The sequence below is a fragment of the Serratia sp. CY31944 genome, assembly GCF_052169175.1.
In the GTDB taxonomy this organism is placed as follows: Bacteria; Pseudomonadota; Gammaproteobacteria; order Enterobacterales; family Enterobacteriaceae; genus Serratia; species Serratia sarumanii.
The window spans coordinates 154,461-178,562 of the sequence record NZ_JBJNLG010000001.1 but is presented as its reverse complement, the minus strand read 5'-3'; the positions used below and the strand labels follow the sequence as shown (position 1 = coordinate 178,562).

Genomic DNA, 24,102 nt, shown 5'->3' with positions numbered 1-24,102 from the left:
CGGCTTGACCAATGGCCTGCAGAGGATTTTGTGCAAAATAACTTAAATCATAGCGTCATAAAGAAAAGGTATAATGTCTTGCGAAAAATCTTATTTTTTATTTTTCCGTTGATTTAATAAGCTGCCACCTTAATAAAAATCCGGCTTTTATTCTCCGTGCCCGCAACCAAAAATCATGCTGAACTGCCGCCGAAAAACCTCGCAACGCTGGCGAGCGCTGTCGCCAGCGTGTAAATTACGGCGTTTAACTTTGCGCCCCGTTGTTTTGAGGTTCCTATGACCACTCCCTTGCAGGCCATTGCCGAGCTTGACGATCTGAAGCTCGACCTGCCGCGTTTCGAACAGGCGTTGCACCAATTTGCCGCCAAATTGCGGCTTGATCTGTCCGCGTTTACCGCCGATCACATCTCTCTGCGCTGTCACCAGAACGCCACCGCCGAGCGCTGGCGCCAGGGGCTGATGCAGTGCGGGACACTGCTGTCCGAATCGATGATCAACGGGCGACCTATCTGTCTGTTCGATTTGTCTCAGCCACTGGCCGTTGGGCCGTGGCGGATAGACTGCATCGAACTGCCGTATCCGGGGGAGAAACGCTATCCGCACGAAGGCTGGGAACACGTTGAATTAGTGCTCAGTGGCGATCCGCAGACGCTGTACGCCCGGGCGTTGAGCCACCTGGCCGATGAAGCGTTGCTGGCACCGGGGATCAAGCTGAAGCAAAGCTCGCCAAAAGGCGAGGGCGAACGGCTGCCGAACCCGACGCTGGCCATCACCGACGGAACGGTCACGATCAAGTTTCATCCTTATTCCATTCGAGACATCGTCGCCAGCGAACAAGGTTAGCCAGGCAGTGCCGCACAGGCTCGCGCCATGCGATCGAGCGCTTCATCGAGCAGGGCCCATCGGCAACCAAAGTTAAGCCGCACAAAGTGCCGATCGCCAAAGTCCAAACCGGCGCTTAGCCCAACGCCCGCACGTTCGAAGAACTGATGCGGGTTATCCACCGGCAACGTGCTGCAGTCTATCCAGGCCAGGTAGGTGGCCTCGACAGGCAGCAACGTCAAACCCGGCATGGCGTTGATACGCTTTGCCAGCCGATCGCGATTGGCGCGCAGGTAAATCAGCTGCTCATCCAGCCAGGGTTGCCCGTATTGATAAGCCGCCTGCGCCGCCACCAGCGCCAACAGATTGACCTCCGGCACGATACCGCTGCGCGCGCGTTTCAGCTTTTGTCGCAGCGCTTCGTTGGGAACGATCGCCAGTGAAGCGCCCAGTCCGGCGAGATTAAACGTTTTTGACGGCGACATCAGCGTCACGCTGCGTTGGGCCGCATCGTCATTCAGGGTGGCGAAAGGGGTATGCCGCACGCCGGGTTCAAGCAGCAGCTCGCAGTGGATTTCATCGGAACAGACGATTAAATCGTGCTCGCGAGCGAACTGATGGTGCTGCAACAGCTCATCCCGGCGATAAACGGTGCCACCGGGATTCTGCGGGTTGCACAGCAACAGGAGTTTCTCGTTGCCGCTCAGCCGATCATGCAGCGAGGAAAAATCCAGCACCCAGCGTTGGCCGGTCGCCTTCAGCGGCACCGCGAGGTGCTCGCGCCCGGCGAATTTGGCCGCTTTGCGAAACGGCGGATAAATGGGAGAGGGGGCCAGCGTGCTCTGATGTCCTTCGGTGCAGGCCCGCACGCACAGGTTCAGGCCGCACACCAGCCCAGGCAGGAAAATGATCCATTCGGGCTTGATGTGCCAGCCGTAGCGCTCTACCATGCGGCGGGTAAAAACCTCAATAAGATCAGGGGATGGGTGGGTGTAGCCGAATACGCCGTGCGCCACGCGGCGCTGCAGGGCTTCGATCACCGCCGGCGGTGAGGTGAAATCGCTGTCGGCGACCCAAAGCGGGATGATGTCGCTGCCGCGATATTTATCCCACTTAACGCTGTCACTGTGACTGCGGTCTACCCATTGATCAAAATTGAATGCCATAGTTACAACCCTGAGCCGGTTTATGCCTATGCATGAGCCTACGTGAGAAATGAAGAAATGAACAATTGCCGCCGTATGTTGGCCGTTATCTGGGGGTGACAATGATAAAACTGGAAGTTTGTTGCTTTAGCGTCGACTGTGCGCTGACGGCCGAACGGGCGGGCGCCGATCGCATTGAGTTGTGCGCCAGCCAGAGCGAGGGGGGATTGACGCCGAGCTATGGCACGCTGCGTCTGGCGCGCGAGCGGGTTTCGATCCCGGTGCATCCGATCGTTCGCCCTCGCGGTGGCGATTTCTGCTACGGCGCGGTGGATTTCGAGGTGATCAAACAGGATCTTCGCCAGATCCGCGAGATGGGGTTCCCCGGCGTAGTGGTCGGCATGCTGGACGAAGAAGGGCACATCGATCTGCCGCGCATGCGCGAAGTGATGAGGCTGTGCGAGGGCATGGCGGTGACGTTCCATCGCGCGTTCGACATGTGCCAGAACCCGATGGTGGCGTTGGAGCAACTGAGCGAGCTGGGCGTGGCGCGCATTCTGACCTCCGGCCAGCAGCAGAGCGCCGAACTGGGCCTGCCGTTGCTGCGCGATTTGCGCCAGGCCAGTCAGGGCCCGGTAATCATGGCGGGTGCCGGCGTGCGCCTCAGCAATCTGCACAAGTTTGTCGATATTGGCCTGCATGAACTGCACAGCTCTTCCGGTCACCTGGTGCCGTCGACCATGCGTTACCGCAAGGCGGGCGTCACCATGTGCTCCGATAACGAGTTTGACGAATTCAGCCATTATTGCGTGGATGGCGAAATGGTGGAGGCGATGAAAAACGCGCTGGCCTTGGTTGATCCCCTGGCGCAAAGCGCATAAACACGCAGCTAACCGCGTTTGACAACCGGTTTCCGGGCCGTAAGACCCCTTTGCGTGTCACTGAGCCCTCGGCGATCACGCAAGTACCAGGCCCCGGCGTTTTGCCGGGGCTTTTTTTATGTCTTTGACCCGTCCTGAATAGCGTTGACACGTTTTCGACTTAAATCCGGAGAACGTGATAATGGCCGAGTTTAAACGCACACAACGCGACTATCCTTTGTCTTTTAAAATTGCTGTTGTTGAGCAGGTTGAAAAAGGCGAAATGACCTACAAGCAGGCTCAACTGCGCTATGGTATTCAGGGTCGTTCGACCGTTCTGACCTGGTTGCGCAAGCATGGCCACCTTAACTGGGCCCCAGGTCTTCCTCTCTCCAGCCGGGAGTTGCCCATGAGCCAACCGTCTGCCCCTTTAACTCCTGAGCAAAGGATCAGGGAACTTGAAGAACAGCTTGAGCTTGTCACCCAGAAAGCGGAGTTCCTGGATGCTGTCGTTAACGTGCTGAAAAATGATTATGGGATCAGTGTCATAAAAAAGCGGCCAGGCAAGTCCTCACGCAAAAACAGCCCCCAAAAATAACCATTACCCGGGCCTGCCAGTTCCTGGGACACAGCCGACAAGCCTGGTATCAGCACAATACACGGCTTAGTAAGCAGCGGGTTCGTGATGTCCGGATCGTCGATTTTGTTAAAACGATAAGAGTACGTCAGGCGCGTATCGGGACCCGTAAGCTGCATTATTTACTGAATAAACAATCAGATGATGGATTGCATGTTGGACGTGACCGGTTGTTCTCTCTGCTGAAGGAACGCCGGCTGCTGGTGCCAGTCAGACGGGCGTACCATAAAACAACGGACAGCCATCATCGTTTTCGGCGACATCCCAATTTATTAAAAACGGGACCGGAACAGGTGGTGGTCAGGCGACCAGAACAGGTATGGGTAGCAGATATTACCTATCTGCCAACCCGGAATGGCATGGTCTATCTGAGCCTAATAACGGATGCCTGCTCAAGGAAAATAATGGGCCATCATGTACACAGCGATCTGCGTACTGACAATGCTGTGCAGGCTCTGAAACAGGCCTTAAAGCAGAGAAAAACGACTCAGCCACTGATCCATCACTCGGACCGTGGAATACAATATTGTTCAGCAGGTTACCAGTCAATCCATGAAAAATACGGGCTAATCTGCTCAATGACAGATGGCTATGACTGCTATCAAAACGCATTGGCGGAAAGGGTGAACGGGATACTGAAGACGGAGTTTTTGCTATCACGCCCGGCAGATCTGGAGCAGGCAAGAAAGATGGTGAGGGAATCGATAGAAATTTACAACAGAGAACGGCCTCACCAGTCGCTAAAATACAAAACGCCTGATGCGGTGCATCAGGCGTTTTACAGGCATAAAAGTGTCAACCTATACTAGGACTAGTCACTTGCGAAGACGTGGTGCCCGTTTCACGCTGTTTCTCTGTCGCACTGCCCCCCATCTCTTCTTGCGCTCATCATGCCCTGCTGATAAGTTTGTGAGTTAAAATCCTTTAAATATCATAATATTAAATGATTTTTTGGTATGCATTTTCGTGGTGAATGATTTGCGCTCTGCCGCTCATCGCCACGTCTGCATTTTCATACCTGTTCATTGCCGGCCTATGGCCGGAACATCACAGCATTAATGAGGAGAGCCGTCGATGCAGCCGCGGAGCGCGTTGGCGGCGGACTTAACAAGGAGATAACGATAATGACCCGAACGGCACACTGTTTGACCGCTGCGCTTTTGCTGACCTTGACCCTGAGCGGCTGCCAGACCGCCAAGCGGCCTGTTTCTACATTAAGTAAGCCGCCCAGTGCAGAAGACATTGCGGAACAAGACAAGCGGCAGCGTGAAGCCGAGCGTATACAGCAGTGCCAGCGCGAGTTGGATGCCATGCGCGGCATGGATAACGAAAAATACCAAAAATTCAAACGCGAATTCGATACCTTGATGGGCGGCGCCGCGCAGTATGCCGGGGTACGCCAGCGGGTCAACACGGGCACGCAGGAAACCGTCGACGCCCTGTATCGTTATCGCACCAGCCGTCTGTGCGCAGACATCAGTTCTGCCATGATGACCGGCCTGGCTGAGCGCGGAGAGCGCGCCCAATGACCCCTCGTGCGAGAAAGGCATTACTGAGCCTGATGATACCGCTGGCGTTTGCGCCAGCGATGGCCGCAGCGGATGACGATGTGCCGGCATTACTGCAGTTCGCCGAGCGCTACCAGCGGCAGGACGCACCGGCAGCTGACGCCGCGGTTACTCCCTCCCGGGAAACCCAAAAGCCGGCGCCCCGGCCGGTTCAACCGCGTGAAACGAGCTCGCAGAGAAAGCAACTGGCGCAGTTGCAAAAGACGCTGCGCGAGAAAGAGGCTCGATTGGAGCAACAGCAAACCGCTATTCAATCACTGCAGCAGGAGCTGACCGCGTTGCGGGTTGCGTCGTCCCTGACGGCTGCCGATAAACCGACAGCTGCTCCCGATCTGAGCGCGTTGAGCGACTTCGCCAGCGGCGTGCGACGGGCGCTGAACCTGACGCCGCAGGAGCGCAAGGCTCAGGCGCAGATCGCCGAGGCGCAGGCAGCGTTAGCGCAGGAAAAACAACAAACCGAGGAGCGCGATCGGCGTATCGCCTTGCTGGAACAACGGCTGGCGGCGTTGCCTGAACAGGCGGATAGCGACTGGCAGGAGAAACTGACGGCGGCGCAGACCGCCAACGATAAAGCGCGCCAGCGTTATGAGCAGGACAAACAAGCGGCCGCCGCTGAGCTGGCGCAACAGAAGGCAGAAGCCGCCAAGGCACTGGGCGCATTGCAACAGCAGCTGGCGCAACTGCAAAAAGAGCAGGAGAATCAACGGCAACAGGCCGAGCGGCAAGAGAAAAGCCTGAAGACCGCGCTGGCGCAACAGAAGGCGGAAGCCGCCAAGGCGACGGGAGAACTTCAGCAGCAGCTGGCACTGCGGCAGAAAGAGCTGGATGAACAACGGCAACAGGCCGAGCGGCAAGAGAAAAGCCTGAAAACGGCGCTGGAACAGCAAAAGGCCGAAGCCGCCAAGGCGACGGGCGAACTTCAGCAACAGCTGGCGCAGCTACAGGAAAAAAACAAGACGCAAGCCGAGCAGGCGAAGGCATTGGCGCAGCGGCTGGCAACGGCGGTGGCGGAAAGCGAAAAATCAACGCTGCAACTGGCGAAAACGACGGAGCAGGCAAAAAAAAACGCATTGGCGCTAGCGGACGCCAACCAAACGCAGCAGGCATTGCGTGAGGAGCTGGATGGGCTGCGCTCTCGCGCCAAATGGCTGCCGGATGCGCGGGCGCTCGAGAAAAAGCCGGCGCAACAGAGCTATGCTGCCGGTGTCGCTTTGGGGCGCGATATTCAAACGATGCTGGCGGAGCGTAAAAATTGGGGCATCAATCCCGATAAAACCGTGCTGCTGGCGGGCGTGATCGATACCTTCAACGGCCATTACCAGCTAAGCGATGCGCAGTTGACCCGTGCGCTCGCGGAGTCGGAAAAAGCGGTGAACGACGCCCGGAACCAGGCTGCGAAGGTGCAAACCAGCAAGGGCGAGGCGTTCGTCACCGAGTTTAAAAAGAAAAAGGGCACGCAGAAGTCGCCTTCCGGTTTCTGGTATCGCATCGATTATGCGGGTGATGAAGCCATTAAGGAAAACGCGCGGGTGGACATCGTGGTGAAGGAAAGTTTAACCGACGGCAGCGTGATTCAGGATATGGATCGCAGTGGGAAGGTGATGTCACAGCCGCTCTCTGCCTATCCGCCGTTGTTCCGCGAGGCGATCGGCCATCTGAAAAATCATGGTTCGCTGACGATGGTGGTGCCGCCGGCGTTGGCGTACGGTGAAACGGGCTATGCGCCGCAGATCCCGCCGAACGCGACCATGGTGTATGAGCTGCGGATTGTCGATGTCAACAACGGGTAACGTCGGGCCGGCCCAGGCCGGCCCGATTAGCGAGCGCTAGGGCTTTTTGGCGGTCAGCACGGCGCGCAGGGGCGCCGGATAGCCTTCGATCGTTTTGCTGCGATCGTTCGGATCGAGGAATTCGGCCAGTGATTCGCTGGTCATCCAGCCGGTGCGGCGCTGCTCTTCGAGGCTGGTGACGCACATATCGGCGATCTTCACGTCGACGAAGCCGCACTTCTCCAACCAACATTTCAGCGCCTCGGCGGAAGGGATGAAATACACATTGCGCATCTGCGCATAACGATCGCCCGGCACCAGCACCTGGTGACGATCGCCTTCCACCACCAGCGTTTCCAGCACCAGTTCACCTTCAGCCACCAGCTGGTTTTTCAACTGATACAGATGATCGAGCGGCGAGCGGCGGTGATACAGCACCCCCATCGAGAACACGGTGTCGAATGCCGCCAATTCCGGCAACTGCTCGATGCCGAGCGGCAGCAGGTGGGCGCGCTGATCGCCGCCTAATAGCTTGCGCACCGCTTCGAACTGACACAGGAACAGCTGCATCGGATCGATGCCGACGGCGAGGTGTGCGCCGGCGCCAATCATGCGCCACAGGTGATAACCGCTGCCGCAGCCGACGTCGAGAATGGTGCGGCCGGCCAGCGGAGCAATGTGCGGCAGCACGCGATCCCACTTCCAGTCGGAATGCCATTCGGTATCGATATCGATGCCATACAGCGAGAACGGCCCTTTACGCCATGGCATCAGGGTGCGCAGCATTTTCTCGATGCCTTCAAGCTGGCCCGGCGACAGGCCCGGCTCCATCTCGGCGCGCACGCCGTGCAGCAGATCGAGACGGGTTGGGGTCAGCGTCGGCAAATGCTCGACCGAGTTGAACCACTGTTTGAATTTGCCGTGCAGCGATTCGCGTTGCCAGGCGCTCAGCTGCGCAGGCAGCGTGTCCAGCCAATGGCTGAGGGGGCTTTTGGCGATGCGTTGATAGAAATCACCGAACTCGATCATTGCGCATCCCCCGCTTTCAGGGCGATCAGCGAACCGAAGTTGAAGCATTGGAACCACACTTCGGCATGCTCGAACCCGGCCTGTTGCAGGCGCGCCTTGTGCGCTTCCACCGAGTCGGTGAGCATCACGTTTTCCAGCATGCTGCGTTTTTGGCTGATCTCCAGCTCGCTGTACCCGTTGGCGCGTTTGAAATCGTGGTGCATGTTGAACAGCAGCTCGCCGACTTCAGTGTCCTCAAAGCTGAACTTCTCCGACAGCACCAGTGCGCCGCCCGGGCGCAGGCTACGATAGATTTTCTCCAGCAGACGCAGGCGATCGGCCGGTTCGAGGAACTGCAGCGTAAAGTTCAGTACCACCATCGAGGCGTTCTCGATCTCGATGTCGCGAATGTCGGCTTCGATGACATCGACCGGCGTGTCGGCGCGGAAGGCGTCGATATGGCGGCGGCAACGTTCCACCATCGCCGGCGAATTGTCGACGGCGACGATATTGCAGCCGGGCACCTTGATATTCCGCCGCATCGACAGCGTCGCCGCGCCCAGCGAGCAGCCCAGGTCATACACCCGGCTGTCGGGTTGCACAAAGCGCTCGGCCAGCATGCCGATCATCGAGATGATGTTGGAATAGCCGGGAACGGAGCGTTGGATCATGTCGGGGAACACTTCGGCGACGCGTTCGTCAAAGGTCCAGTCGCCCAGTTTGGCGATGGGGGCGGAAAAAAGGGTATCGCGGTTTGGCATAGCGGCAAATCAGTTCAGAATTCGAAGCTGCGTAGTCTAACAGAAAAGCGCAAAAAAGCGGAGCGGAAGCAGGCGGCGCGGCCGCCTGATGATAAAACGAGATCAGTGCAGGCTGAAAATCAGATCCCAGGGCAGATAGAAGATATTTGCCAGAACCATCAACAACAAAGAGATATAGGTCGCGGCCATGCCCGAACGGCGCCAGCGAACCTCGCGGTTGCGTAAACCGTAGTAATGCACCAGTCGCCCGGCCATCAGCATCAGGCCGCAAAGGTGAATCATCCAGATTTCCGCGCCGTTCATTTCCATAATCACCAGCAAGACGGCAGCAATCGGAATGTATTCAACGGCGTTGCCATGCACGCGGATGGCGGTCTGCAATTCGTAGAAACCGCCGTCGCCATAGGCTACGCGGTACTGCATCCTTAATCTGACTACGTCATAAGAGAGTTTGATCAACAACAATGCGCCGAGCACCACATAAAGCGCGCTTACCATTTTTAACTCCGTTCCCTAACCAAAACTGGCAGCCAGCATCATAGCCGTCATTGTATTCACTGTCGCGGGGAAATATTTGATGTTATTGGTCAGATTAATAGGTCAAAACAGTGCATCTTGTTCTGGCCAGTCCGGCGGCGCAGGCAAATCGGGGATCGCCAGCCGTAGCTGCTGCCAAATTTTTTGCGCCTGCTGGGGCGAATCGCCGTTGTCCGGCGTATGAATAAACAGATAGGGCTGATGCTGTTGCTGCCACAGCGGCAGTTTTTGCTGCCAGGCGTCGAACCAGCGCAGGTTGTCGGCCAATTGGTCACCGCCGATAAAGCGCACCAGCGGTTGGTCGGCGGTGACCAGGGCGTGCACCGGCAGCTTCGGCTTTTTCTGCTGGGCATCGCGCACGGCGGCGGTGTCGGGGGCGGCGTGATGCACCGGGCGGCTGTCGAGGATCACCCGATTGATGCCGCGCTGGTGCAATCCCTGATTCAGCGCACGCTCTTCCTCGCCCTTGGCGAAAAACGCCGGATGACGCACTTCTACGCCGTAGGTGAATTCCTTCGGCAGGCTTTCGAAGAACTGCCACATGCGCGGCAGCTCGTCAGGGCCGAAGGCGGCGGGCAACTGCAGCCACAGTTGGCCGATGCGTTGATGCACCGGGCTCAGGCAGTGGTAAAACGCCTGCAGCTCGGCGGCGCAGTTGCGCAGGGAGGCCTTGTGGCTGATGTCCGACGGGAATTTGAAGCAGAAGCGAAAATCGTCACCGGTCATGTCGCGCCAGCGCTGCACGATTTCCAGCTTCGGCAGCGCGTAGAAGGTGGTATTGCCTTCCACGCAGTTGAAATAGCGGCTGTAATCCGCCAAATCACGCAGCCCGATGCGATTCCAGGCTGCATGTTGCCATTGCGGCAGTCCGATGTAGATCACGGCGTCGTCTTCCTTTACTTGTCCTTGGCTTATCAGGCTACAACTTAACGTTACCGCTCGAGCGCGGCAAGAATTTCGCCGGTGTCGCGCACCCGTGCCAAACGCGGGAAGATGTGTTCGAACGCGAAACGGTGCATTTCCGCGTTCTGCGCGCTGCAGACATCTTCGGCGATCACCAGCTCATAGCCATGCTCCCAGGCGGCGCGGGCGGTGGATTCCACGCCGATATTGGTGGATATGCCGCCCAATACCACGGATTTGATGCCGCGACGGCGCAGCTGCAAATCCAGATCGGTGCCGTAGAAGGCGCCCCATTGGCGCTTGGTGACCAGAATATCGCTGTCGCAGACCGCCAGCGGCGCGGGGAACTCCCACCAACTGGCCGGCAAGCCGCCGGCGGGCGCGGGAGCCGGCTTGTCCACCGGCTGTTTCAGCGCTTCGGCGAAGGAGTTTGACCAGCCGACGCGCACCAGCAGCACCGGCGCGCCAAGCAGACGAAAACGGGCGGCCAGCAGGGCGGCGTTCGCCACCACCTGGTCGGCGCTGTGCGGGCCGCCGGCGTAGGGCAGAATGCCGTTTTGCAAATCGATCAGCACCAGAGCGGTGGTTTGGGCGTCAAGTTTCAGCATGGATTTCATCTCGTTGCGAAGTGGATAAAAACTGTTCGGTGCGCCGGGCGAGCTGCGTTCGGCGCAGAACCGGGGGAGAATCAGGCTACGTGAAAAAACTGTCGCAGGTTAATGGGAAATTTGTTAACCGATGTGTTGATTCGAGCAAAAACGCGCCATTTAGTGCAGTAACAATGCTGTGTTCGCACTTATCGGGCGGATGAATTTCCTTTATAATGACTCCCTTTTTTCAACACTCTTTAATCCAACGACCTATGCCGATTTATGAATATGCATGTGGTGCTTGCAACCATCGGTTAGAGAAATTGCAAAAATTTTCCGATGCGCCGCTGGCAGACTGCCCGGCGTGTGGGCAGCCCGCGTTGACCAAGTTGATTTCATCCTCCGGTTTCCAGCTTAAGGGCACCGGCTGGTATGCGACGGATTTTAAACCGGGTAACAAGTAGAATTTATCAGATAACAGCCGCGCGACAGGGGCGCAGTAGCCCGGCGCGGCATCGGCTGTGTAAAAGGATAGCGTATGCGTACTGAATATTGCGGGCAGTTGAATCTGTCCCACGTGGGCCAGGAAGTCACTCTGTGTGGTTGGGTCAATCGTCGTCGCGATCTCGGCGGCCTGATCTTTATTGATATGCGCGACCGCGAAGGCATCGTGCAGGTGTTCTTCGATCCGGACCAGAAAGTGGCGTTCGACAAGGCCTACGACCTGCGCAATGAGTTCTGCATCCAGATCGTCGGCACCGTGCGTGCGCGTCCGGACAGCCAGATCAATAAAGATATGGCCACTGGCGAAGTGGAAGTGTTCGCCCACGCGCTGGAGATCATCAACCGCTCCGAGCCGCTGCCGCTGGACTCCAATCAGGTCAACAGCGAAGAAGCGCGCCTGAAATACCGCTACCTGGATCTGCGCCGCCCGGAAATGGCCGAGCGTCTGAAGACCCGCGCCAAAATCACCAGCTTCGTGCGCCGCTTCATGGACAGCCACGGCTTCCTCGATATCGAAACGCCGATGCTGACCAAGGCGACGCCGGAAGGTGCCCGCGATTACCTGGTGCCGAGCCGCGTACACAAGGGCAAATTCTACGCGCTGCCGCAGTCCCCGCAGCTGTTCAAACAGCTGCTGATGATGTCCGGCTTCGATCGTTACTACCAGATCGTCAAATGCTTCCGCGACGAAGACCTGCGTGCGGACCGTCAGCCTGAATTCACCCAGATCGACGTCGAAACCTCCTTCATGACCGCCGATCAGGTACGTGAAGTGATGGAAAAACTGGCGCGCGAGCTGTGGCTGGACGTGAAGGGCGTGGATCTGGGTGATTTCCCGGTCATGACCTTCGCCGAAGCGATGCGTCGCTTTGGTTCCGACAAGCCGGACCTGCGTAACCCGCTCGAGCTGGTGGACGTGGCTGACTTGGTCAAAGACGTCGAGTTTAAAGTGTTCTCCGGCCCGGCCAACGACGCCAAAGGCCGCGTGGCGGCGATCCGCGTACCGGGCGGCGCACAGCTGACCCGCAAGCAGATCGACGAGTACGGCGCTTTCGTCAATATCTACGGCGCCAAAGGCCTGGCGTGGCTGAAGGTCAACGACCGCGCCGCCGGCATGGAAGGCGTGCAGAGCCCGATCGCCAAATTCCTCAGTGCAGACGTGCTGGAAGGCATCCTGGCGCGCACCGATGCGCAGACCGGCGATATCCTGTTCTTCGGCGCCGACAGCGTCAAGATTGTCACCGATGCGATGGGCGCGCTGCGTCTGAAGCTGGGGCGCGATCTGGCGCTGACCCAACTCGACAGCTGGGCACCGCTGTGGGTGGTTGACTTCCCGATGTTCGAAGAAGACGAAGAGGGCGGCCTGGCGGCCATGCACCACCCGTTCACCTCGCCACGCGACATGAGCCCGGAAGAGCTGGAGGCAGCGCCGGTCAACGCCATCGCCAACGCCTATGACATGGTGATCAACGGTTACGAAGTGGGCGGCGGTTCGGTGCGTATCCACCGTAGCGAAATGCAGCAGACGGTGTTCAGCATTCTGGGCATTAACGAACACGAACAGCGCGAGAAGTTCGGCTTCCTGCTGGACGCGCTGAAGTACGGTACGCCGCCGCACGCCGGCCTGGCCTTCGGCCTGGATCGTCTGGTGATGCTGTTGACCGGCACCGACAACATCCGCGACGTCATCGCCTTCCCGAAAACCACCGCGGCGGCCTGTCTGATGACCGACGCGCCGAGCTTCGCTAACCCGGCTGCGCTGCAGGAGCTGGCGATCAGCGTGGTAAAGAAAGCCGGTGCGGAACAAGAGAGCGAGTGATGAGTTACAAGCGCCCTGAATCTATCCTGGTAGTGATTTATGCGAAATCCAGTGGTCGGGTGCTGATGTTACAGCGGCGCGACGATACCGAGTTCTGGCAGTCGGTCACCGGCAGCCTGGAACAGGATGAGTCGCCGCCGCATGCCGCGCGGCGTGAAGTCATGGAAGAAGTCGGCATCGATATCGAAGCAGAGCACCTGCCGTTGTTCGATTGCCAGCGCTGCGTGGAGTTTGAACTCTTTGTCCATTTGCGGCATCGCTATGCGCCGGGAACCACGCGCAATAAAGAGCACTGGTTCTGTCTGGCGTTGCCCGAAGAGCGCGATCCGGTGATTACCGAGCATCACGCTTACCAATGGCTTGAGGCGGCCGAGGCCGTGAAGTTGACCAAGTCGTGGAGCAATCAGCAGGCGATTGAAGAGTTCGTGATCAATTCAGTCCAGTAGTTTTTTTCGGAGATTTTTTATGGCAGGTCATAGTAAGTGGGCCAACACAAAGCACCGTAAAGCGGCGCAGGACGCCAAGCGCGGTAAAATTTTCACCAAGATTATTCGTGAGCTGGTCACGGCCGCCAAGCTGGGCGGCGGCGATCCGGATTCCAACCCGCGTCTGCGCGCGGCGATGGACAAGGCGCTGTCGAACAACATGACGCGCGACACCATGAACCGTGCAATCGCGCGCGGCGTGGGCGGCGATGATGATACCAATATGGAAACCATCATCTATGAAGGTTACGGCCCTGGCGGCACCGCCGTGATGATCGAATGCCTGAGCGACAACCGCAACCGCACCGTGGCGGAAGTGCGCCACGCCTTCACCAAATGCGGCGGCAACCTCGGCACCGACGGTTCCGTGGCTTACCTGTTCACCAAGAAGGGCGTGATCACCTACGCACCGGGCCTGGATGAAGACACCGTGATGGAAGCGGCGCTGGAAGCCGGTGCGGAAGACATCGTGACCTATGACGATGGCGCCATCGACGTGTTCACCGCCTGGGAAAGCCTGGGCGCGGTGAAAGACGCGCTGACCGCGGCGGGCTTCGAAGCCGAAGCGGCGGAAGTGTCGATGATCCCATCGACCAAGGCCGACATGGACGCGGAAACCGCGCCTAAGCTGCTGCGCCTGATCGATATGCTGGAAGACTGCGACGACGTGCAGGAAGTTTACCATAACGGTGAAATCTCCGACGAAGTGGCGGCGACGCTGTAATCCGGTAAAACGGGCGCCGCCGTTCGGCGGCGCCGTGCATGCAAGGTGGATGTAGATATGGCGATCATACTCGGTATCGATCCCGGCTCACGCGTCACCGGCTATGGCCTTATCCGCCAGCAGGGGCGTCAGTTGAGCTATATTGCCAGCGGCTGCATCCGCACGGTGGTGGACGACATGCCGACGCGACTGAAGCTGATTTACGCCGGCGTCAGCGAGATCATCACCCAGTTTCAGCCCGACTTCTTCGCCGTCGAACAGGTGTTTATGGCCAAGAACCCGGATTCGGCGCTCAAGCTCGGCCAGGCGCGCGGCGTCGCCATCGTCGCGGCGGTGAATCAGAATCTGGAAGTGTTCGAGTATGCGGCGCGGCAGGTCAAACAGACCGTGGTCGGCACCGGCGCGGCCGAAAAGGCGCAGGTACAGCACATGGTGCGCTCGCTGCTCAAACTCTCGGCCAACCCGCAGGCGGACGCCGCCGATGCCCTGGCCATCGCCATTACCCACTGCCACCTCAGCCAGAACGTGCTGCGGATGAGCGAAGGGCGGTTGAACCTGGCGCGCGGGCGTTTGCGCTGACGCAAAGCGATGATTGCTCAGGCTGGATATTCATCCAGCCTTTTTTATGTTATAAGCTTTACCAGCAACGGCATGGCAGGGCGCCATGCCCGGTCATTCTGCAGGAGGGTAAATGATAGGTCGTCTCAGAGGAAATATTCTGGAAAAGCAGCCGCCGCTGGTGTTACTGGAGGCGAACGGCGTGGGCTATGAGGTACACATGCCGATGACCTGTTTTTACGAGCTGCCGGAACTGGGGCAAGAGGCCATCGTGTTTACCCACTTCGTGGTGCGTGAAGACGCACAACTGCTGTACGGTTTCAACGACAAGCAGGAGCGCGCGCTGTTCCGCGAGCTGATCAAGGTCAACGGCGTCGGGCCGAAACTGGCGTTGGCGATCCTGTCAGGCATGTCCGCGCAGCAGTTCGTCAGCGCGGTGGAGCGCGAAGAGATCACCGCGCTGGTCAAGCTGCCGGGCGTAGGCAAGAAAACCGCCGAGCGCCTGGTGGTAGAGATGAAAGACCGCTTCAAAGGGCTGAACGGCGATCTGTTCAACAGCAGCAGCGAGATCAGCCTGCCGTCCGCCGCCGCCAACGCGCCGGAAGCGGACGCAGAAGCCGAAGCTGTCTCGGCGTTGGTGGCGCTGGGCTATAAGCCGCAGGAAGCCAGCCGCATGATCAGCAAAATTGCCAAACCGGGCGCCGACTGCGAGACCCTGATCCGCGACGCGCTGCGCGCGGCTTTGTAAGGCCGCTAAGAGGTAGATAATGATTGAAGCCGATCGCCTGATCTCCGCCGAACCGATCAACGAGGAAGAAGTCCTCGATCGCGCCATTCGTCCCAAGCTGTTGACCGAATACGTTGGCCAGCCGCACGTGCGCGAGCAGATGGAGATTTTCATCCAGGCGGCCAAGCAGCGCGGCGACGCGCTCGACCATCTGCTGATCTTCGGCCCGCCGGGCTTAGGGAAGACCACCCTGGCCAACATCGTGGCCAACGAAATGGGCGTGAATCTGCGCACCACGTCCGGCCCGGTGCTGGAGAAGGCGGGTGATTTGGCGGCGATGCTGACCAACCTCGAACCGCACGACGTGTTGTTCATCGACGAAATCCACCGTTTGTCTCCGGTGGTGGAAGAGGTGCTGTATCCGGCGATGGAAGACTATCAGCTGGATATCATGATTGGCGAAGGGCCGGCGGCGCGTTCGATTAAGCTCGATCTGCCGCCGTTTACCTTGGTGGGCGCTACCACTCGCGCCGGCTCGCTGACCTCGCCGCTGCGCGATCGCTTCGGCATTGTCCAGCGGTTGGAGTTTTATCAGGTGGCGGATCTGCAGCACATCGTCTCGCGCAGCGCCGGCTGCCTGGGGCTGGAGCTGTCCGATGAGGGCGCCCATGAAGTGGCCCGCCGTGCGCGCGGTACGCCGCGTATCGCCAACCGCCTGTTGCGCCGGGTGCGCGACTTTGCCGAGGTGCGCGCCAACGGCGTGATCAGCGGCGCGGTGGCGGCACAGGCGCTCGATATGCTCAACGTTGACGCCGAAGGTTTCGACTATATGGATCGCAAGCTGCTGTTGGCGATTATCGACAAGTTTACCGGCGGCCCGGTTGGGCTGGACAACCTGGCGGCGGCGATCGGCGAAGAGCGCGAAACCATCGAGGACGTGATCGAACCGTTCCTGATCCAGCAGGGCTTTATCCAGCGCACGCCGCGCGGCCGCCTGGCGACGCAGCATGCCTACCGGCATTTCGGGCTGGAACGCGAAGCATAAGTTTGCCATCCTCCATACAAAAGGGCCGCATCTGCGGCCCTCGTCATATTCTGGTTCTGGCTTCAATCAAGCCTGCTGTTTTTTTAACAGGCTCAGCGTGAACAGCACGGCGGCGCAGAGCACTACCGAAGGGCCGGCCGGCGTATCGTAACACGCCGAGAAAGTCAGGCCGCCGGTGACGGCCACCATGCCGAGCAGCACCGCGACGCCGGCCATCTGTTCCGGCGTGCGCGCGAAGCGGCGAGCGGTGGCTGCGGGAATGATCAGCAGCGAAGTGATGATCAGCGCGCCGACGAATTTCATCGCCAGGCCGATGGTCAACGCGGTCACCAGCATCAGCACGGTGCGCGCCCGCGCCAGATTGACGCCGTCGACGTGCGCCAGCTCCGGGCTGATGGTCATCGACAGCAGATCGCGCCACTGCCACCACAGCACCAACAGCACCACGGCGACGCCGCCGGCGATCATCATGATATCGCTCAGCGTGACCGACAGCAGATCGCCGAACAGGTAGGCCATCAGATCGACCCGCACGTTGGACATCAGCGCCACCACTACCAGGCCCAGCGACAGGGCGCTGTGGGCCAGAATGCCGAGCAGGGTATCCACCGAAAGCTGCGGGCGGCGTTCCAGCCACACCAGGGCCAGAGCCAGCAGCAGCGTAATGGCGATCACCGCATAGAAAGGATTGATGTCGAGCAGCAGACCAAAGGCGACGCCGAGCAGCGAGGCGTGCGCCAGGGTATCGCCAAAGTAGGACATGCGGCGCCAGACCACGAAGGAGCCCAGCGGCCCGGCGGCGCCGGCCAACAACACGCCGGCCAGCCAGCCGGGAAGTAACAGTTCGATCATGCTTCGCGGCTCCCGGTTTTCTTCAAGACAATTCTTCCCTGCAGGTCGTGGCGGTGATTGTGATGGTGGCGATACACCGCCAGTTGCTCTGCGCCGCGGTTGCCGAACATGGCGATGAATTCGGGATGCATCGACACCACCTCCGGCGCTCCTGAGCAGCAGATGTGCTGATTGAGGCACAAGACCTCGTCGGTTTTCGCCATCACCAGATGCAGATCGTGCGACACCATCAGCACGGCGCAACCCAGCTCTTTACGCAGTTGATCGATCAGATCGTAGAGCGCCAGCTGGCCGTTGACGTCCACTCCCTGCGTGGGTTCGTCCAGCACCAGCAGCTGCGGTTTGTTCAGCAGCGCTCGCGCCAGCAGTACGCGTTGGTTTTCACCGCCGGAGAGCTTTTGCATCGGCTGGTCGAGCAGGTGGGCGGCGTGCACGCGCTTGAGCGCCGGCAGAATGTCGGCTTTCTTGACGCCGGGCTTGAGGCGCATAAAGCGGCTGACGGTCAGCGGCAGGGTGGCGTCAAGGTGCAGCTTTTGCGGCACGTAGCCGATGCGCAGATCGGGCTCACGCTCCAGCGTGCCGGCGGTCGGTTTGACCAATCCCAGCACCACGCGCACCAACGTAGACTTGCCCGCGCCGTTCGGGCCCAGAAGCGTGAGAATACGGCCGGGTTGCAGGCTGAGGGAAATGTTCGACAGCACCTTGCGGCTGCCGAAGGCGACGGAGATATTTTTTAGCGTTATCAGTGTAGACATCTCGAGATTACAGGTTGCAGAACGAAGCGAATGTTATAATATCACGCCTTGTTGATGAAAACGATGGGATTACTGATGATGGCAAAGAAAAATAAATGGCTGCAGCGCACGCTGCTGGCCAGCGCACTGTTGATGGCCGGCCCGCTGAGCAGCGCTTCCGCGGCGGTGGTGACCTCGATTCGTCCGTTGGGCTTTATCGCTTCGGCCATCGCCGACGGCGTGACGCCGACCGAAGTGTTGCTGCCGGATGGCGCTTCACCGCACGATTTTGCGTTGCGTCCTTCCGATATCCAGCGCTTGCGTTCCGCGGACCTGGTGCTGTGGGTTGGGCCGGATATGGAGGCGTTCCTGAACAAGGCGCTGGTGCCGATCTCGGCGACCCGAAAACTGGCCATCAGCGAACTGCCGGCGGTGAAGCCGCTGCTGATGAAAGGCGAAGAGGACGACGATCATGATCATGCAGGCGAAGCGCATAACCATGCCGATGACGATCATGGGCATCATCACGGCGAGTACAATATGCACGTTTGGCTGTCGCCGGAGATAGCAAAAGTGACCGCGATCGCGATTCACGACAGATTGTTGGAACTTATGCCGCAAAATAAGGACAAATTAGACGCAAACCTGCGCCAGTTCGAGAATCTGCTGACGCAAACTGACAAAAATGTTGGTAACATGCTTACGCCTGTGCAAGGTAAGGGTTATTTTGTTTTTCATGATGCTTACGGCTACTTTGAGAAACACTACGGTTTGAGTCCGCTGGGCCATTTCACCGTCAATCCCGAAATTCAGCCTGGAGCACAGCGCCTACACCAAATTCGAACACAGTTGGTTGAGCAGAAAGCGGTATGCGTTTTTGCTGAGCCACAATTCAGGCCGGCCGTAATCAATGCCGTCGCCAAGGGTACCAAAGTGCGTTCCGGAACGCTGGACCCGCTGGGCGTCGGCATCGCGCTGGGGAAGGACAGCTACGGGAAATTCCTGACTCAGCTGTCAAGCCAGTACGTGAGCTGCCTGAAGTAAAGCTTATGAGGATAATATCGAGTGCAGCAGATAGTCCGAACTATCGCTCTGGCGTATAACAACCTGCCACGGCCCCACCGCGTCATGCTGGGGTCGCTGACAGTCGTCACATTGGCCGTCGCTGTTTGGCGGCCTTTTGTTTACCACCCAGAACACAATCCCATCGCCAAGAGCGTCGAGTTAGAATCCAGCCAGATGCGGTCATTGCTCCCCGAAGCCAGTGAGCCGATTGATGCCGACCAACCCACTCCCGATGACGAAATCCCGCAGGATGAGCTGGATCAGAAAGACGCCGGCGACGATGGCGTGCATGAATATGTGGTTTCCACCGGCGACACCCTCGGCAGCATTCTGACGCAATATGGCATCGATATGTCGGATGTCACGCTGCTGGCCTCGCAAAACCGCGATCTGCGTAATCTGAAGATCGGCCAACAGCTGTCGTGGACCGTGAACGATGCGGGCGATCTGCAGCAGTTGACCTGGGAAGTTTCCCGCCGCGAAACCCGCACCTATGACCGCGTCGGCAACAGCTTCAAAGAGTCGAAAGAGGCGCAGCAGGGCGAATGGCGCAACAACGTGATCAGCGGCCGGGTCAACGGCAGCTTCGTCAGCAGCGCCGGCGACGCCGGGCTGAGCCGTAACGAAATCAACTCGGTGATTAAGGCGCTGCAGTGGCAGCTCGATTTCCGCAAGCTGCGCAAAGGCGACCAGTTCTCCGTGCTGATGTCGCGCGAGCATTTCGACGGCAAGAAATCGCAAAGCCAGCTGCTGGGCGTGCGTTTGCGCACAGGCGGCAAGGATTACTACGCGATCCGCGCCGAAGACGGCAAATTCTACGATCGCCAGGGCTCAGGCCTGGCGCGCGGCTTCATGCGTTTCCCGACCATGAAACAGTTCCGCATCTCCTCCAACTTCAACCCGCGCCGCGTGAACCCGGTGACCGGCCGCGTGGCGCCGCACAAAGGCGTCGATTTTGCCATGCCGGTCGGCACGCCGGTGCTGGCGGTCGGCGACGGTGAAGTGGTGATCGCCAAACGCAGTGGCGCAGCGGGCAACTATGTGGCGATCCGCCACGGTCGTCAGTACACCACGCGTTATATGCACCTGAAAAAGCTGCTGGTGAAACCGGGCCAGAAGGTGAAACGCGGCGATCGCATTGCGCTCTCCGGCAACACCGGCCGCTCCACCGGGCCGCACCTGCACTTTGAACTGTGGACCGGCCAACAGGCGGTGAACCCGCTGACGGCCAAGCTGCCGCGTTCCGAAGGGCTGAGCGGCAAAGATCGCAGCGATTATCTGGCGCAGGTGAAGGAAGTGGTTCCTCAACTGCAGTTGGATTAACGCCCGCCCTTTTTCCGGCGCTTCGGCGCCGCTAATTTCATCGGCCTGATTGCGGGCCGATGCTGTTTTATCTGGGCGGTTCGCGGTTGTTAATTGCAAAATCGGTGATGGCAATTATGATTAGCCGAATCGCTAAGCTAAGAGCATGTGCATGCAAAACGAGAAGAAATCGAACGTAGAGTTCATCCCGCAGTTTCAAAAAGCCTTTTTATATCCGCGCTACTGGGGCGTGTGGTTGGGAACCGGCCTGATGGCCGGCATTTCGCTGGTGCCTGCGCGCCTGCGCGATCCGGTGCTGGGTGCGGTCGGCAAACTGGCCGGCAAGCTGGCGAAGGGCGCGCGCCGCCGTGCCCGCATCAACCTGCTGTATTGCTTGCCGGGGCTGCCGGAAAGCGACCGCGAGCACATTATCGACCAGATGTTCGCCTGTGCGCCGCAGTCGATGGTGCTGATGGCGGAGCTGGCCTGCACCAAGCCCGAGAAAGTGCTCAAGCGCGTGCGTTGGCACGGTGAAGAGGTGTTGGACAAGATCCGGGCGGAAGGGCGCAACGTGATTTTCCTGGTGCCTCACGGCTGGGCGGTGGATGTGCCGGCGATGCTGATGGCCGCGCGCGGCCAACCGATGGCGGCGATGTTCCACAATCAGCGTAATCAGCTGATCGACTACCTGTGGAATGCCGTGCGGCGTAAATTCGGCGGCCGCATGCACGCGCGCAACGACGGCATCAAACCGTTTATCAGTTCGGTACGGCAGGGGTATTGGGGCTACTATCTGCCCGATCAGGATCACGGCGCCGAGCACAGCGAGTTCGTCGATTTCTTCGCCACCTATAAGGCGACGCTGCCGGCGGTGGGTCGGCTGATGAAGGTGTGTCGTGCGGCGATCGTGCCTTTGTTCCCGGTGTACGACGGCAAAACCAGCATGCTGGATATTTATATTCGCGAGCCGATGGACGATCTGGCCGAAGCCGACGATCCGCGCATTGCCCGCCGCATGAATGAAGAAGTGGAAAATCTGGTGGGCCCGAATCCGGAGCAGTATACCTGGATCCTCAAACTGCTGAAGACGCGCAAGGAAGGGGAGATTGAACCTTACTCGCGCGACGATCTGTATCGTTAATCCTTTCTGCCGCTAACGCCGGCCGGGCCGCAATCCGGCCGGCGTCTCTTCATATATGCACCCTACAGCCGCGAGCCCGCAGGATGTCGATGACGTTGGGGGTGTGGGTGAAATCATTCCAGCGCAGATCCAGTTTGCGCAGGCGGCTCAGTTCGCCAAGGCTTTCCGGCAGGTCGCTCAGGCGGTTGGCGCGCAGATCCAGACTTCTCAGCGCCGTCAGCTCGCCGATATTTTCCGGCAGGCGCGTCAGCTGATTGAAACGCAGGTTCAGCTCGCTCAGCCGCGGCAACCGACAGAAGGCCTGCGGCAGCTCGGCGATGGCATTGTTAGCCGCGTCGAGTATCTCCAGCTCACCGAGCTGAGCCATTTCCGCCGGCAGCGAGTTCAGGGCATTTTTCATGATATGCAGTTCGCGCAGCGCGTGCAGTTGCCCGATTTCGGCGGGCAGGTTGCCGATGCGGTTGTTGTATAAACGCAGCTCTTGCAATGCCGCCAGCCTCGGTATCGCCTGTGGCAAAACGGTTAAATGGTTGTCGGTCGCGTTGAGGTAAACCAGCTGCTGCAGCTGCGCCAGCGAGCGCGGCAGATCGCTAAAGCCGTTATCGCTCAGATAGAGATATTTCAACCGATGCAGCTGCCCCAGCTCTTCGGGGAGTTCGTTTGCGCGATTGTGGCCAAAGTCGAACATCTCGAGCTGTTGCAACTGGCCAATCTCCGGCGGCAGGCGGTCGAGCTGATTGCAGGAGATATTCAGCACCCGCAGATTTCGGTGCCTGAAGAGGGCGACAGGGAGGGCCGTCAGCTGATTATCGTACAGGCTAATCTTGCGCAGCGCGTGGCCGGCTAACGGCGACTCGTCGAGCTGCGTCAGGCCGTGGCCGTCGAGATCGAGCTCATCACCGCTCGCTGCGGGAGTGTGTTGGTGGAGCATGGCGTTCTCCGTCTTTTATGGCGGTGTCAGGGCAAAAAAAATGCCGGCCAACGTGAGCCGGCCGGCATTTCGTCTGCGGCGTGGATTACTCGACGCGCAGGATACGGCTGGTATTGGTGGTGCCGACGGTTTCCATCACGTCGCCCTGGGTAACGATCACCAGATCGCCGGAGACCAGGAAGCCCTTGTCGCGCAGGCGATTGACGGCTTCATTGGCGGCGATCACGCCGTCTTTGTGGCTGTCGAAATACACCGGCGTCACGCCGCGATACAGCGCAGTCAGGTTCAGCGTGTGCTCATGGCGCGACATGGCGAAGATCGGCAGGCCGGAGCTGATGCGCGACATCATCAGCGCGGTGCGGCCGGATTCGGTCATGGCGATCAGCGCGGTAACGCCTTTCAGGTGGTTGGCGGCATACATCGAAGACATGGCAATCGCTTCTTCAATGTTGTCGAACTGCACGTCCAGGCGGTGTTTGGAAACATTGATGCTCGGGATCTTCTCGGCGCCCAGACAAACGCGCGCCATCGCCGCCACGGTTTCCGCCGGGTATTGGCCGGCGGCGGTTTCCGCCGACAGCATAACGGCGTCGGTGCCGTCCAGCACGGCGTTGGCCACGTCCATGACTTCGGCGCGGGTCGGCATCGGGTTGGTGATCATCGACTCCATCATCTGAGTTGCGGTGATCACCGCGCGGTTCAGGGTACGGGCGCGGCGGATCAGTTTCTTCTGAATGCCGACCAGTTCCGGATCGCCGATTTCGACGCCGAGATCGCCACGGGCAACCATCACCACGTCGGAGGCCAGAATAATGTCGTCCATCGCTTCGTCGCTGCAGACCGCTTCGGCGCGCTCAACCTTGGACACGATCTTGGCGTTGCAGCCGGCGTCGCGCGCCAGGCGGCGGGCATAGTTCAGGTCTTCACCGGTGCGCGGGAAGGAAACCGCCAGATAGTCGACGCCAATCTTGGCGGCGGTCACAATGTCCGCCTTGTCTTTTTCGGTCAGCGCTTCGGCCGACAGGCCACCGCCGAGCTTATTGATGCCCTTGTTGTTGGACAGCGGGCCGCCGACCGTCACTTCGGTAAACACTTTCATGCCCTGAACTTCGAGCACTTTCAGCTGAACGCGGCCGTCGTCGAGCAGCAGGACATCGCCCGGCACCACGTCGGCAGGCAGGCCTTTATAGTCGATACCGACTTTTTCTTTATCGCCTTCGCCTTTTGACAGGTTGGCGTCCAGCAGGAATTTATCGCCCACGTTGAGGAAGATTTTGCCTTCCTTGAAGGTGGAGACGCGGATTTTCGGCCCTTGCAGATCGCCGAGTATAGCGACGTGACGTCCCAGTTTTGCGGCGATTTCGCGCACTTTGTCAGCGCGAGCCTGGTGATCTTCCGGGCTGCCGTGGGAGAAGTTAAGCCGAACTACGTTGGCGCCGGCGGCAATGATCTTTTCCAGATTATTGTCGCGGTCAGTAGCCGGACCCAGGGTGGTAACGATTTTGGTTCTTCTGAGCCGTCTGGACATGTATTACTCCGTTGACTGGTGAAGCAAATATTGGTGTTGCGATAACGTCGGATAACGAAACCAGGCGTGAAATGTAATTTTACAACA

Annotated in this window: 25 protein-coding genes; 15 read left to right on the top strand and 10 right to left on the bottom strand. The window is 59.1% G+C overall.

Going from position 1 to position 24,102, the window contains the following annotated elements; translation table 11 throughout:
- The first annotated feature begins 276 nt into the window (after nucleotides 1–276).
- A complete protein-coding gene (locus ACJ8IN_RS00835; protein WP_033647652.1) occupies nucleotides 277–843 on the top strand; it encodes a VOC family protein in 567 nt (188 codons plus the stop codon).
- Here ACJ8IN_RS00835 and ACJ8IN_RS00830 read toward each other — a convergent pair.
- Nucleotides 840–1,988, bottom strand: coding sequence for a MalY/PatB family protein (locus ACJ8IN_RS00830; RefSeq protein WP_308325790.1), 1,149 nt, complete (start codon nucleotides 1,986–1,988; stop codon nucleotides 840–842). The genes ACJ8IN_RS00835 and ACJ8IN_RS00830 overlap by 4 nt on opposite strands.
- 101 nt (nucleotides 1,989–2,089) lie before the next feature.
- On the opposite strand from ACJ8IN_RS00830, the gene cutC reads away from it, so the two are divergent.
- From cutC to ACJ8IN_RS00810, 4 genes are all read left to right on the top strand, one after another.
- Nucleotides 2,090–2,848, top strand: a complete 759-nt coding sequence (cutC, locus tag ACJ8IN_RS00825) for a copper homeostasis protein CutC (RefSeq protein ID WP_033634860.1) — start codon at nucleotides 2,090–2,092, stop codon at nucleotides 2,846–2,848.
- Between the two features lie 178 nt (nucleotides 2,849–3,026).
- A protein-coding gene (locus tag ACJ8IN_RS00820) for an IS3 family transposase (protein ID WP_373275763.1) occupies nucleotides 3,027–4,273 on the top strand; the annotation gives its coding sequence in 2 pieces (ribosomal slippage) (nucleotides 3,027–3,375 and nucleotides 3,375–4,273; 1,248 coding nt in all).
- 315 nt (nucleotides 4,274–4,588) lie between these two features.
- On the top strand, nucleotides 4,589–4,993 hold the full coding sequence (locus ACJ8IN_RS00815) for a hypothetical protein (RefSeq protein WP_033654407.1): 405 nt from the start codon (nucleotides 4,589–4,591) through the stop codon (nucleotides 4,991–4,993).
- A complete protein-coding gene (locus ACJ8IN_RS00810; protein WP_308325788.1) occupies nucleotides 4,990–6,822 on the top strand; it encodes an FKBP-type peptidyl-prolyl cis-trans isomerase N-terminal domain-containing protein in 1,833 nt (610 codons plus the stop codon). Before ACJ8IN_RS00815 ends, ACJ8IN_RS00810 begins: the two co-directional genes overlap by 4 nt.
- Before the next feature lie 36 nt (nucleotides 6,823–6,858).
- Here ACJ8IN_RS00810 and cmoB read toward each other — a convergent pair whose 3' ends face one another.
- The 5 genes from cmoB to ACJ8IN_RS00785 form a co-directional block, all read right to left on the bottom strand.
- A complete protein-coding gene (cmoB, locus tag ACJ8IN_RS00805; RefSeq protein ID WP_103773587.1) occupies nucleotides 6,859–7,830 on the bottom strand; it encodes a tRNA 5-methoxyuridine(34)/uridine 5-oxyacetic acid(34) synthase CmoB in 972 nt (323 codons plus the stop codon).
- Nucleotides 7,827–8,570, bottom strand: a complete 744-nt coding sequence (gene cmoA, locus ACJ8IN_RS00800; RefSeq protein WP_103773588.1) for a carboxy-S-adenosyl-L-methionine synthase CmoA — start codon at nucleotides 8,568–8,570, stop codon at nucleotides 7,827–7,829. Before cmoA ends, cmoB begins: the two co-directional genes overlap by 4 nt.
- 102 nt (nucleotides 8,571–8,672) lie before the next feature.
- Nucleotides 8,673–9,068, bottom strand: a complete 396-nt coding sequence (locus ACJ8IN_RS00795; RefSeq protein ID WP_004932387.1) for an MAPEG family protein — start codon at nucleotides 9,066–9,068, stop codon at nucleotides 8,673–8,675.
- 102 nt (nucleotides 9,069–9,170) lie between these two features.
- Nucleotides 9,171–9,986 carry a DUF72 domain-containing protein gene (locus ACJ8IN_RS00790; protein WP_308326150.1) on the bottom strand — a complete coding sequence of 272 codons (816 nt, stop codon included), beginning with the start codon at nucleotides 9,984–9,986 and terminating at the stop codon, nucleotides 9,171–9,173.
- 53 nt (nucleotides 9,987–10,039) lie between these two features.
- Entirely contained in the window at nucleotides 10,040–10,618 is a 579-nt protein-coding gene (locus tag ACJ8IN_RS00785; RefSeq protein WP_094859964.1) for a hydrolase, read from the bottom strand.
- 215 nt (nucleotides 10,619–10,833) lie between these two features.
- Between ACJ8IN_RS00785 and ACJ8IN_RS00780 the strand changes: the two genes are divergently transcribed.
- From ACJ8IN_RS00780 to ruvB, 7 genes are all read left to right on the top strand, one after another.
- Nucleotides 10,834–11,064 carry an FmdB family zinc ribbon protein gene (locus ACJ8IN_RS00780; protein ID WP_320204121.1) on the top strand — a complete coding sequence of 77 codons (231 nt, stop codon included), beginning with the start codon at nucleotides 10,834–10,836 and terminating at the stop codon, nucleotides 11,062–11,064.
- Nucleotides 11,065–11,138: 74 nt separating this feature from the next.
- Nucleotides 11,139–12,923, top strand: coding sequence for an aspartate--tRNA ligase (gene aspS / locus ACJ8IN_RS00775; RefSeq protein WP_047571600.1), 1,785 nt, complete (start codon nucleotides 11,139–11,141; stop codon nucleotides 12,921–12,923).
- Nucleotides 12,923–13,369, top strand: a complete 447-nt coding sequence (gene nudB, locus ACJ8IN_RS00770; protein ID WP_004932373.1) for a dihydroneopterin triphosphate diphosphatase — start codon at nucleotides 12,923–12,925, stop codon at nucleotides 13,367–13,369. The genes aspS and nudB overlap by 1 nt, the downstream gene beginning before the upstream one ends.
- Before the next feature lie 19 nt (nucleotides 13,370–13,388).
- Entirely contained in the window at nucleotides 13,389–14,132 is a 744-nt protein-coding gene (locus ACJ8IN_RS00765; RefSeq protein WP_033647638.1) for a YebC/PmpR family DNA-binding transcriptional regulator, read from the top strand.
- A 57-nt stretch (nucleotides 14,133–14,189) separates the two neighbouring features.
- On the top strand, nucleotides 14,190–14,711 hold the full coding sequence (gene ruvC / locus ACJ8IN_RS00760; RefSeq protein WP_033634853.1) for a crossover junction endodeoxyribonuclease RuvC: 522 nt from the start codon (nucleotides 14,190–14,192) through the stop codon (nucleotides 14,709–14,711).
- A gap of 112 nt (nucleotides 14,712–14,823) precedes the next feature.
- Nucleotides 14,824–15,438, top strand: coding sequence for a Holliday junction branch migration protein RuvA (ruvA, locus tag ACJ8IN_RS00755; protein ID WP_033634852.1), 615 nt, complete (start codon nucleotides 14,824–14,826; stop codon nucleotides 15,436–15,438).
- Nucleotides 15,439–15,457: 19 nt separating this feature from the next.
- Nucleotides 15,458–16,462 carry a Holliday junction branch migration DNA helicase RuvB gene (ruvB, locus tag ACJ8IN_RS00750; protein ID WP_025303125.1) on the top strand — a complete coding sequence of 335 codons (1,005 nt, stop codon included), beginning with the start codon at nucleotides 15,458–15,460 and terminating at the stop codon, nucleotides 16,460–16,462.
- A gap of 66 nt (nucleotides 16,463–16,528) precedes the next feature.
- Here the strand turns inward: ruvB and znuB are convergent, their stop codons facing one another.
- A complete protein-coding gene (gene znuB / locus ACJ8IN_RS00745) occupies nucleotides 16,529–17,314 on the bottom strand; it encodes a zinc ABC transporter permease subunit ZnuB (RefSeq protein ID WP_060421135.1) in 786 nt (261 codons plus the stop codon).
- Nucleotides 17,311–18,069 carry a zinc ABC transporter ATP-binding protein ZnuC gene (gene znuC, locus ACJ8IN_RS00740; RefSeq protein ID WP_004932357.1) on the bottom strand — a complete coding sequence of 253 codons (759 nt, stop codon included), beginning with the start codon at nucleotides 18,067–18,069 and terminating at the stop codon, nucleotides 17,311–17,313. Before znuC ends, znuB begins: the two co-directional genes overlap by 4 nt.
- A 78-nt stretch (nucleotides 18,070–18,147) precedes the next feature.
- Between znuC and znuA the strand changes: the two genes are divergently transcribed.
- The 3 genes from znuA (at nucleotide 18,148) to lpxM (ending at nucleotide 21,556) form a co-directional block, all read left to right on the top strand.
- Complete coding sequence (znuA, locus tag ACJ8IN_RS00735) at nucleotides 18,148–19,092, top strand: zinc ABC transporter substrate-binding protein ZnuA (RefSeq protein ID WP_060421186.1); 945 nt, start codon at nucleotides 18,148–18,150, stop codon at nucleotides 19,090–19,092.
- A 21-nt stretch (nucleotides 19,093–19,113) separates the two neighbouring features.
- Nucleotides 19,114–20,436 carry a murein DD-endopeptidase MepM gene (gene mepM / locus ACJ8IN_RS00730; RefSeq protein ID WP_033634847.1) on the top strand — a complete coding sequence of 441 codons (1,323 nt, stop codon included), beginning with the start codon at nucleotides 19,114–19,116 and terminating at the stop codon, nucleotides 20,434–20,436.
- A 151-nt stretch (nucleotides 20,437–20,587) separates the two neighbouring features.
- Nucleotides 20,588–21,556 carry a lauroyl-Kdo(2)-lipid IV(A) myristoyltransferase gene (gene lpxM / locus ACJ8IN_RS00725; RefSeq protein ID WP_033638507.1) on the top strand — a complete coding sequence of 323 codons (969 nt, stop codon included), beginning with the start codon at nucleotides 20,588–20,590 and terminating at the stop codon, nucleotides 21,554–21,556.
- Between the two features lie 49 nt (nucleotides 21,557–21,605).
- Here lpxM and ACJ8IN_RS00720 read toward each other — a convergent pair whose 3' ends face one another.
- Nucleotides 21,606–22,487 (bottom strand): leucine-rich repeat domain-containing protein, encoded by an 882-nt coding sequence (locus ACJ8IN_RS00720; protein ID WP_060421133.1) that lies wholly within the window; start codon nucleotides 22,485–22,487, stop codon nucleotides 21,606–21,608.
- A gap of 85 nt (nucleotides 22,488–22,572) precedes the next feature.
- Nucleotides 22,573–24,015, bottom strand: coding sequence for a pyruvate kinase (pyk, locus tag ACJ8IN_RS00715; RefSeq protein ID WP_019452801.1), 1,443 nt, complete (start codon nucleotides 24,013–24,015; stop codon nucleotides 22,573–22,575).
- Between the last annotated feature and the right edge of the window lie 87 nt (nucleotides 24,016–24,102).

Excerpts from the sequence above, each read along its gene's own strand:
- znuC (WP_004932357.1), bottom strand. The coding sequence starts at position 18,069 with ATGTCTACACTGATAACGCTAAAAAATATCTCCGTCGCCTTCGGCAGC.
- aspS (WP_047571600.1), top strand. The coding sequence starts at position 11,139 with ATGCGTACTGAATATTGCGGGCAGTTGAATCTGTCCCACGTGGGCCAG.
- cmoA (WP_103773588.1), bottom strand. The coding sequence starts at position 8,570 with ATGCCAAACCGCGATACCCTTTTTTCCGCCCCCATCGCCAAACTGGGC.
- ACJ8IN_RS00720 (WP_060421133.1), bottom strand. The coding sequence starts at position 22,487 with ATGCTCCACCAACACACTCCCGCAGCGAGCGGTGATGAGCTCGATCTC.
- ruvC (WP_033634853.1), top strand. The coding sequence starts at position 14,190 with ATGGCGATCATACTCGGTATCGATCCCGGCTCACGCGTCACCGGCTAT.
- lpxM (WP_033638507.1), top strand. The coding sequence starts at position 20,588 with ATGCAAAACGAGAAGAAATCGAACGTAGAGTTCATCCCGCAGTTTCAA.
- nudB (WP_004932373.1), top strand. The coding sequence starts at position 12,923 with ATGAGTTACAAGCGCCCTGAATCTATCCTGGTAGTGATTTATGCGAAA.
- ACJ8IN_RS00815 (WP_033654407.1), top strand. The coding sequence starts at position 4,589 with ATGACCCGAACGGCACACTGTTTGACCGCTGCGCTTTTGCTGACCTTG.
- pyk (WP_019452801.1), bottom strand. The coding sequence starts at position 24,015 with ATGTCCAGACGGCTCAGAAGAACCAAAATCGTTACCACCCTGGGTCCG.
- ACJ8IN_RS00785 (WP_094859964.1), bottom strand. The coding sequence starts at position 10,618 with ATGCTGAAACTTGACGCCCAAACCACCGCTCTGGTGCTGATCGATTTG.
- ACJ8IN_RS00835 (WP_033647652.1), top strand. The coding sequence starts at position 277 with ATGACCACTCCCTTGCAGGCCATTGCCGAGCTTGACGATCTGAAGCTC.
- znuA (WP_060421186.1), top strand. The coding sequence starts at position 18,148 with ATGGCAAAGAAAAATAAATGGCTGCAGCGCACGCTGCTGGCCAGCGCA.
- ACJ8IN_RS00780 (WP_320204121.1), top strand. The coding sequence starts at position 10,834 with ATGACTCCCTTTTTTCAACACTCTTTAATCCAACGACCTATGCCGATT.
- cutC (WP_033634860.1), top strand. The coding sequence starts at position 2,090 with ATGATAAAACTGGAAGTTTGTTGCTTTAGCGTCGACTGTGCGCTGACG.
- ACJ8IN_RS00830 (WP_308325790.1), bottom strand. The coding sequence starts at position 1,988 with ATGGCATTCAATTTTGATCAATGGGTAGACCGCAGTCACAGTGACAGC.
- ACJ8IN_RS00765 (WP_033647638.1), top strand. The coding sequence starts at position 13,389 with ATGGCAGGTCATAGTAAGTGGGCCAACACAAAGCACCGTAAAGCGGCG.
- znuB (WP_060421135.1), bottom strand. The coding sequence starts at position 17,314 with ATGATCGAACTGTTACTTCCCGGCTGGCTGGCCGGCGTGTTGTTGGCC.
- ACJ8IN_RS00810 (WP_308325788.1), top strand. The coding sequence starts at position 4,990 with ATGACCCCTCGTGCGAGAAAGGCATTACTGAGCCTGATGATACCGCTG.
- ruvA (WP_033634852.1), top strand. The coding sequence starts at position 14,824 with ATGATAGGTCGTCTCAGAGGAAATATTCTGGAAAAGCAGCCGCCGCTG.
- ACJ8IN_RS00795 (WP_004932387.1), bottom strand. The coding sequence starts at position 9,068 with ATGGTAAGCGCGCTTTATGTGGTGCTCGGCGCATTGTTGTTGATCAAA.
- ruvB (WP_025303125.1), top strand. The coding sequence starts at position 15,458 with ATGATTGAAGCCGATCGCCTGATCTCCGCCGAACCGATCAACGAGGAA.
- cmoB (WP_103773587.1), bottom strand. The coding sequence starts at position 7,830 with ATGATCGAGTTCGGTGATTTCTATCAACGCATCGCCAAAAGCCCCCTC.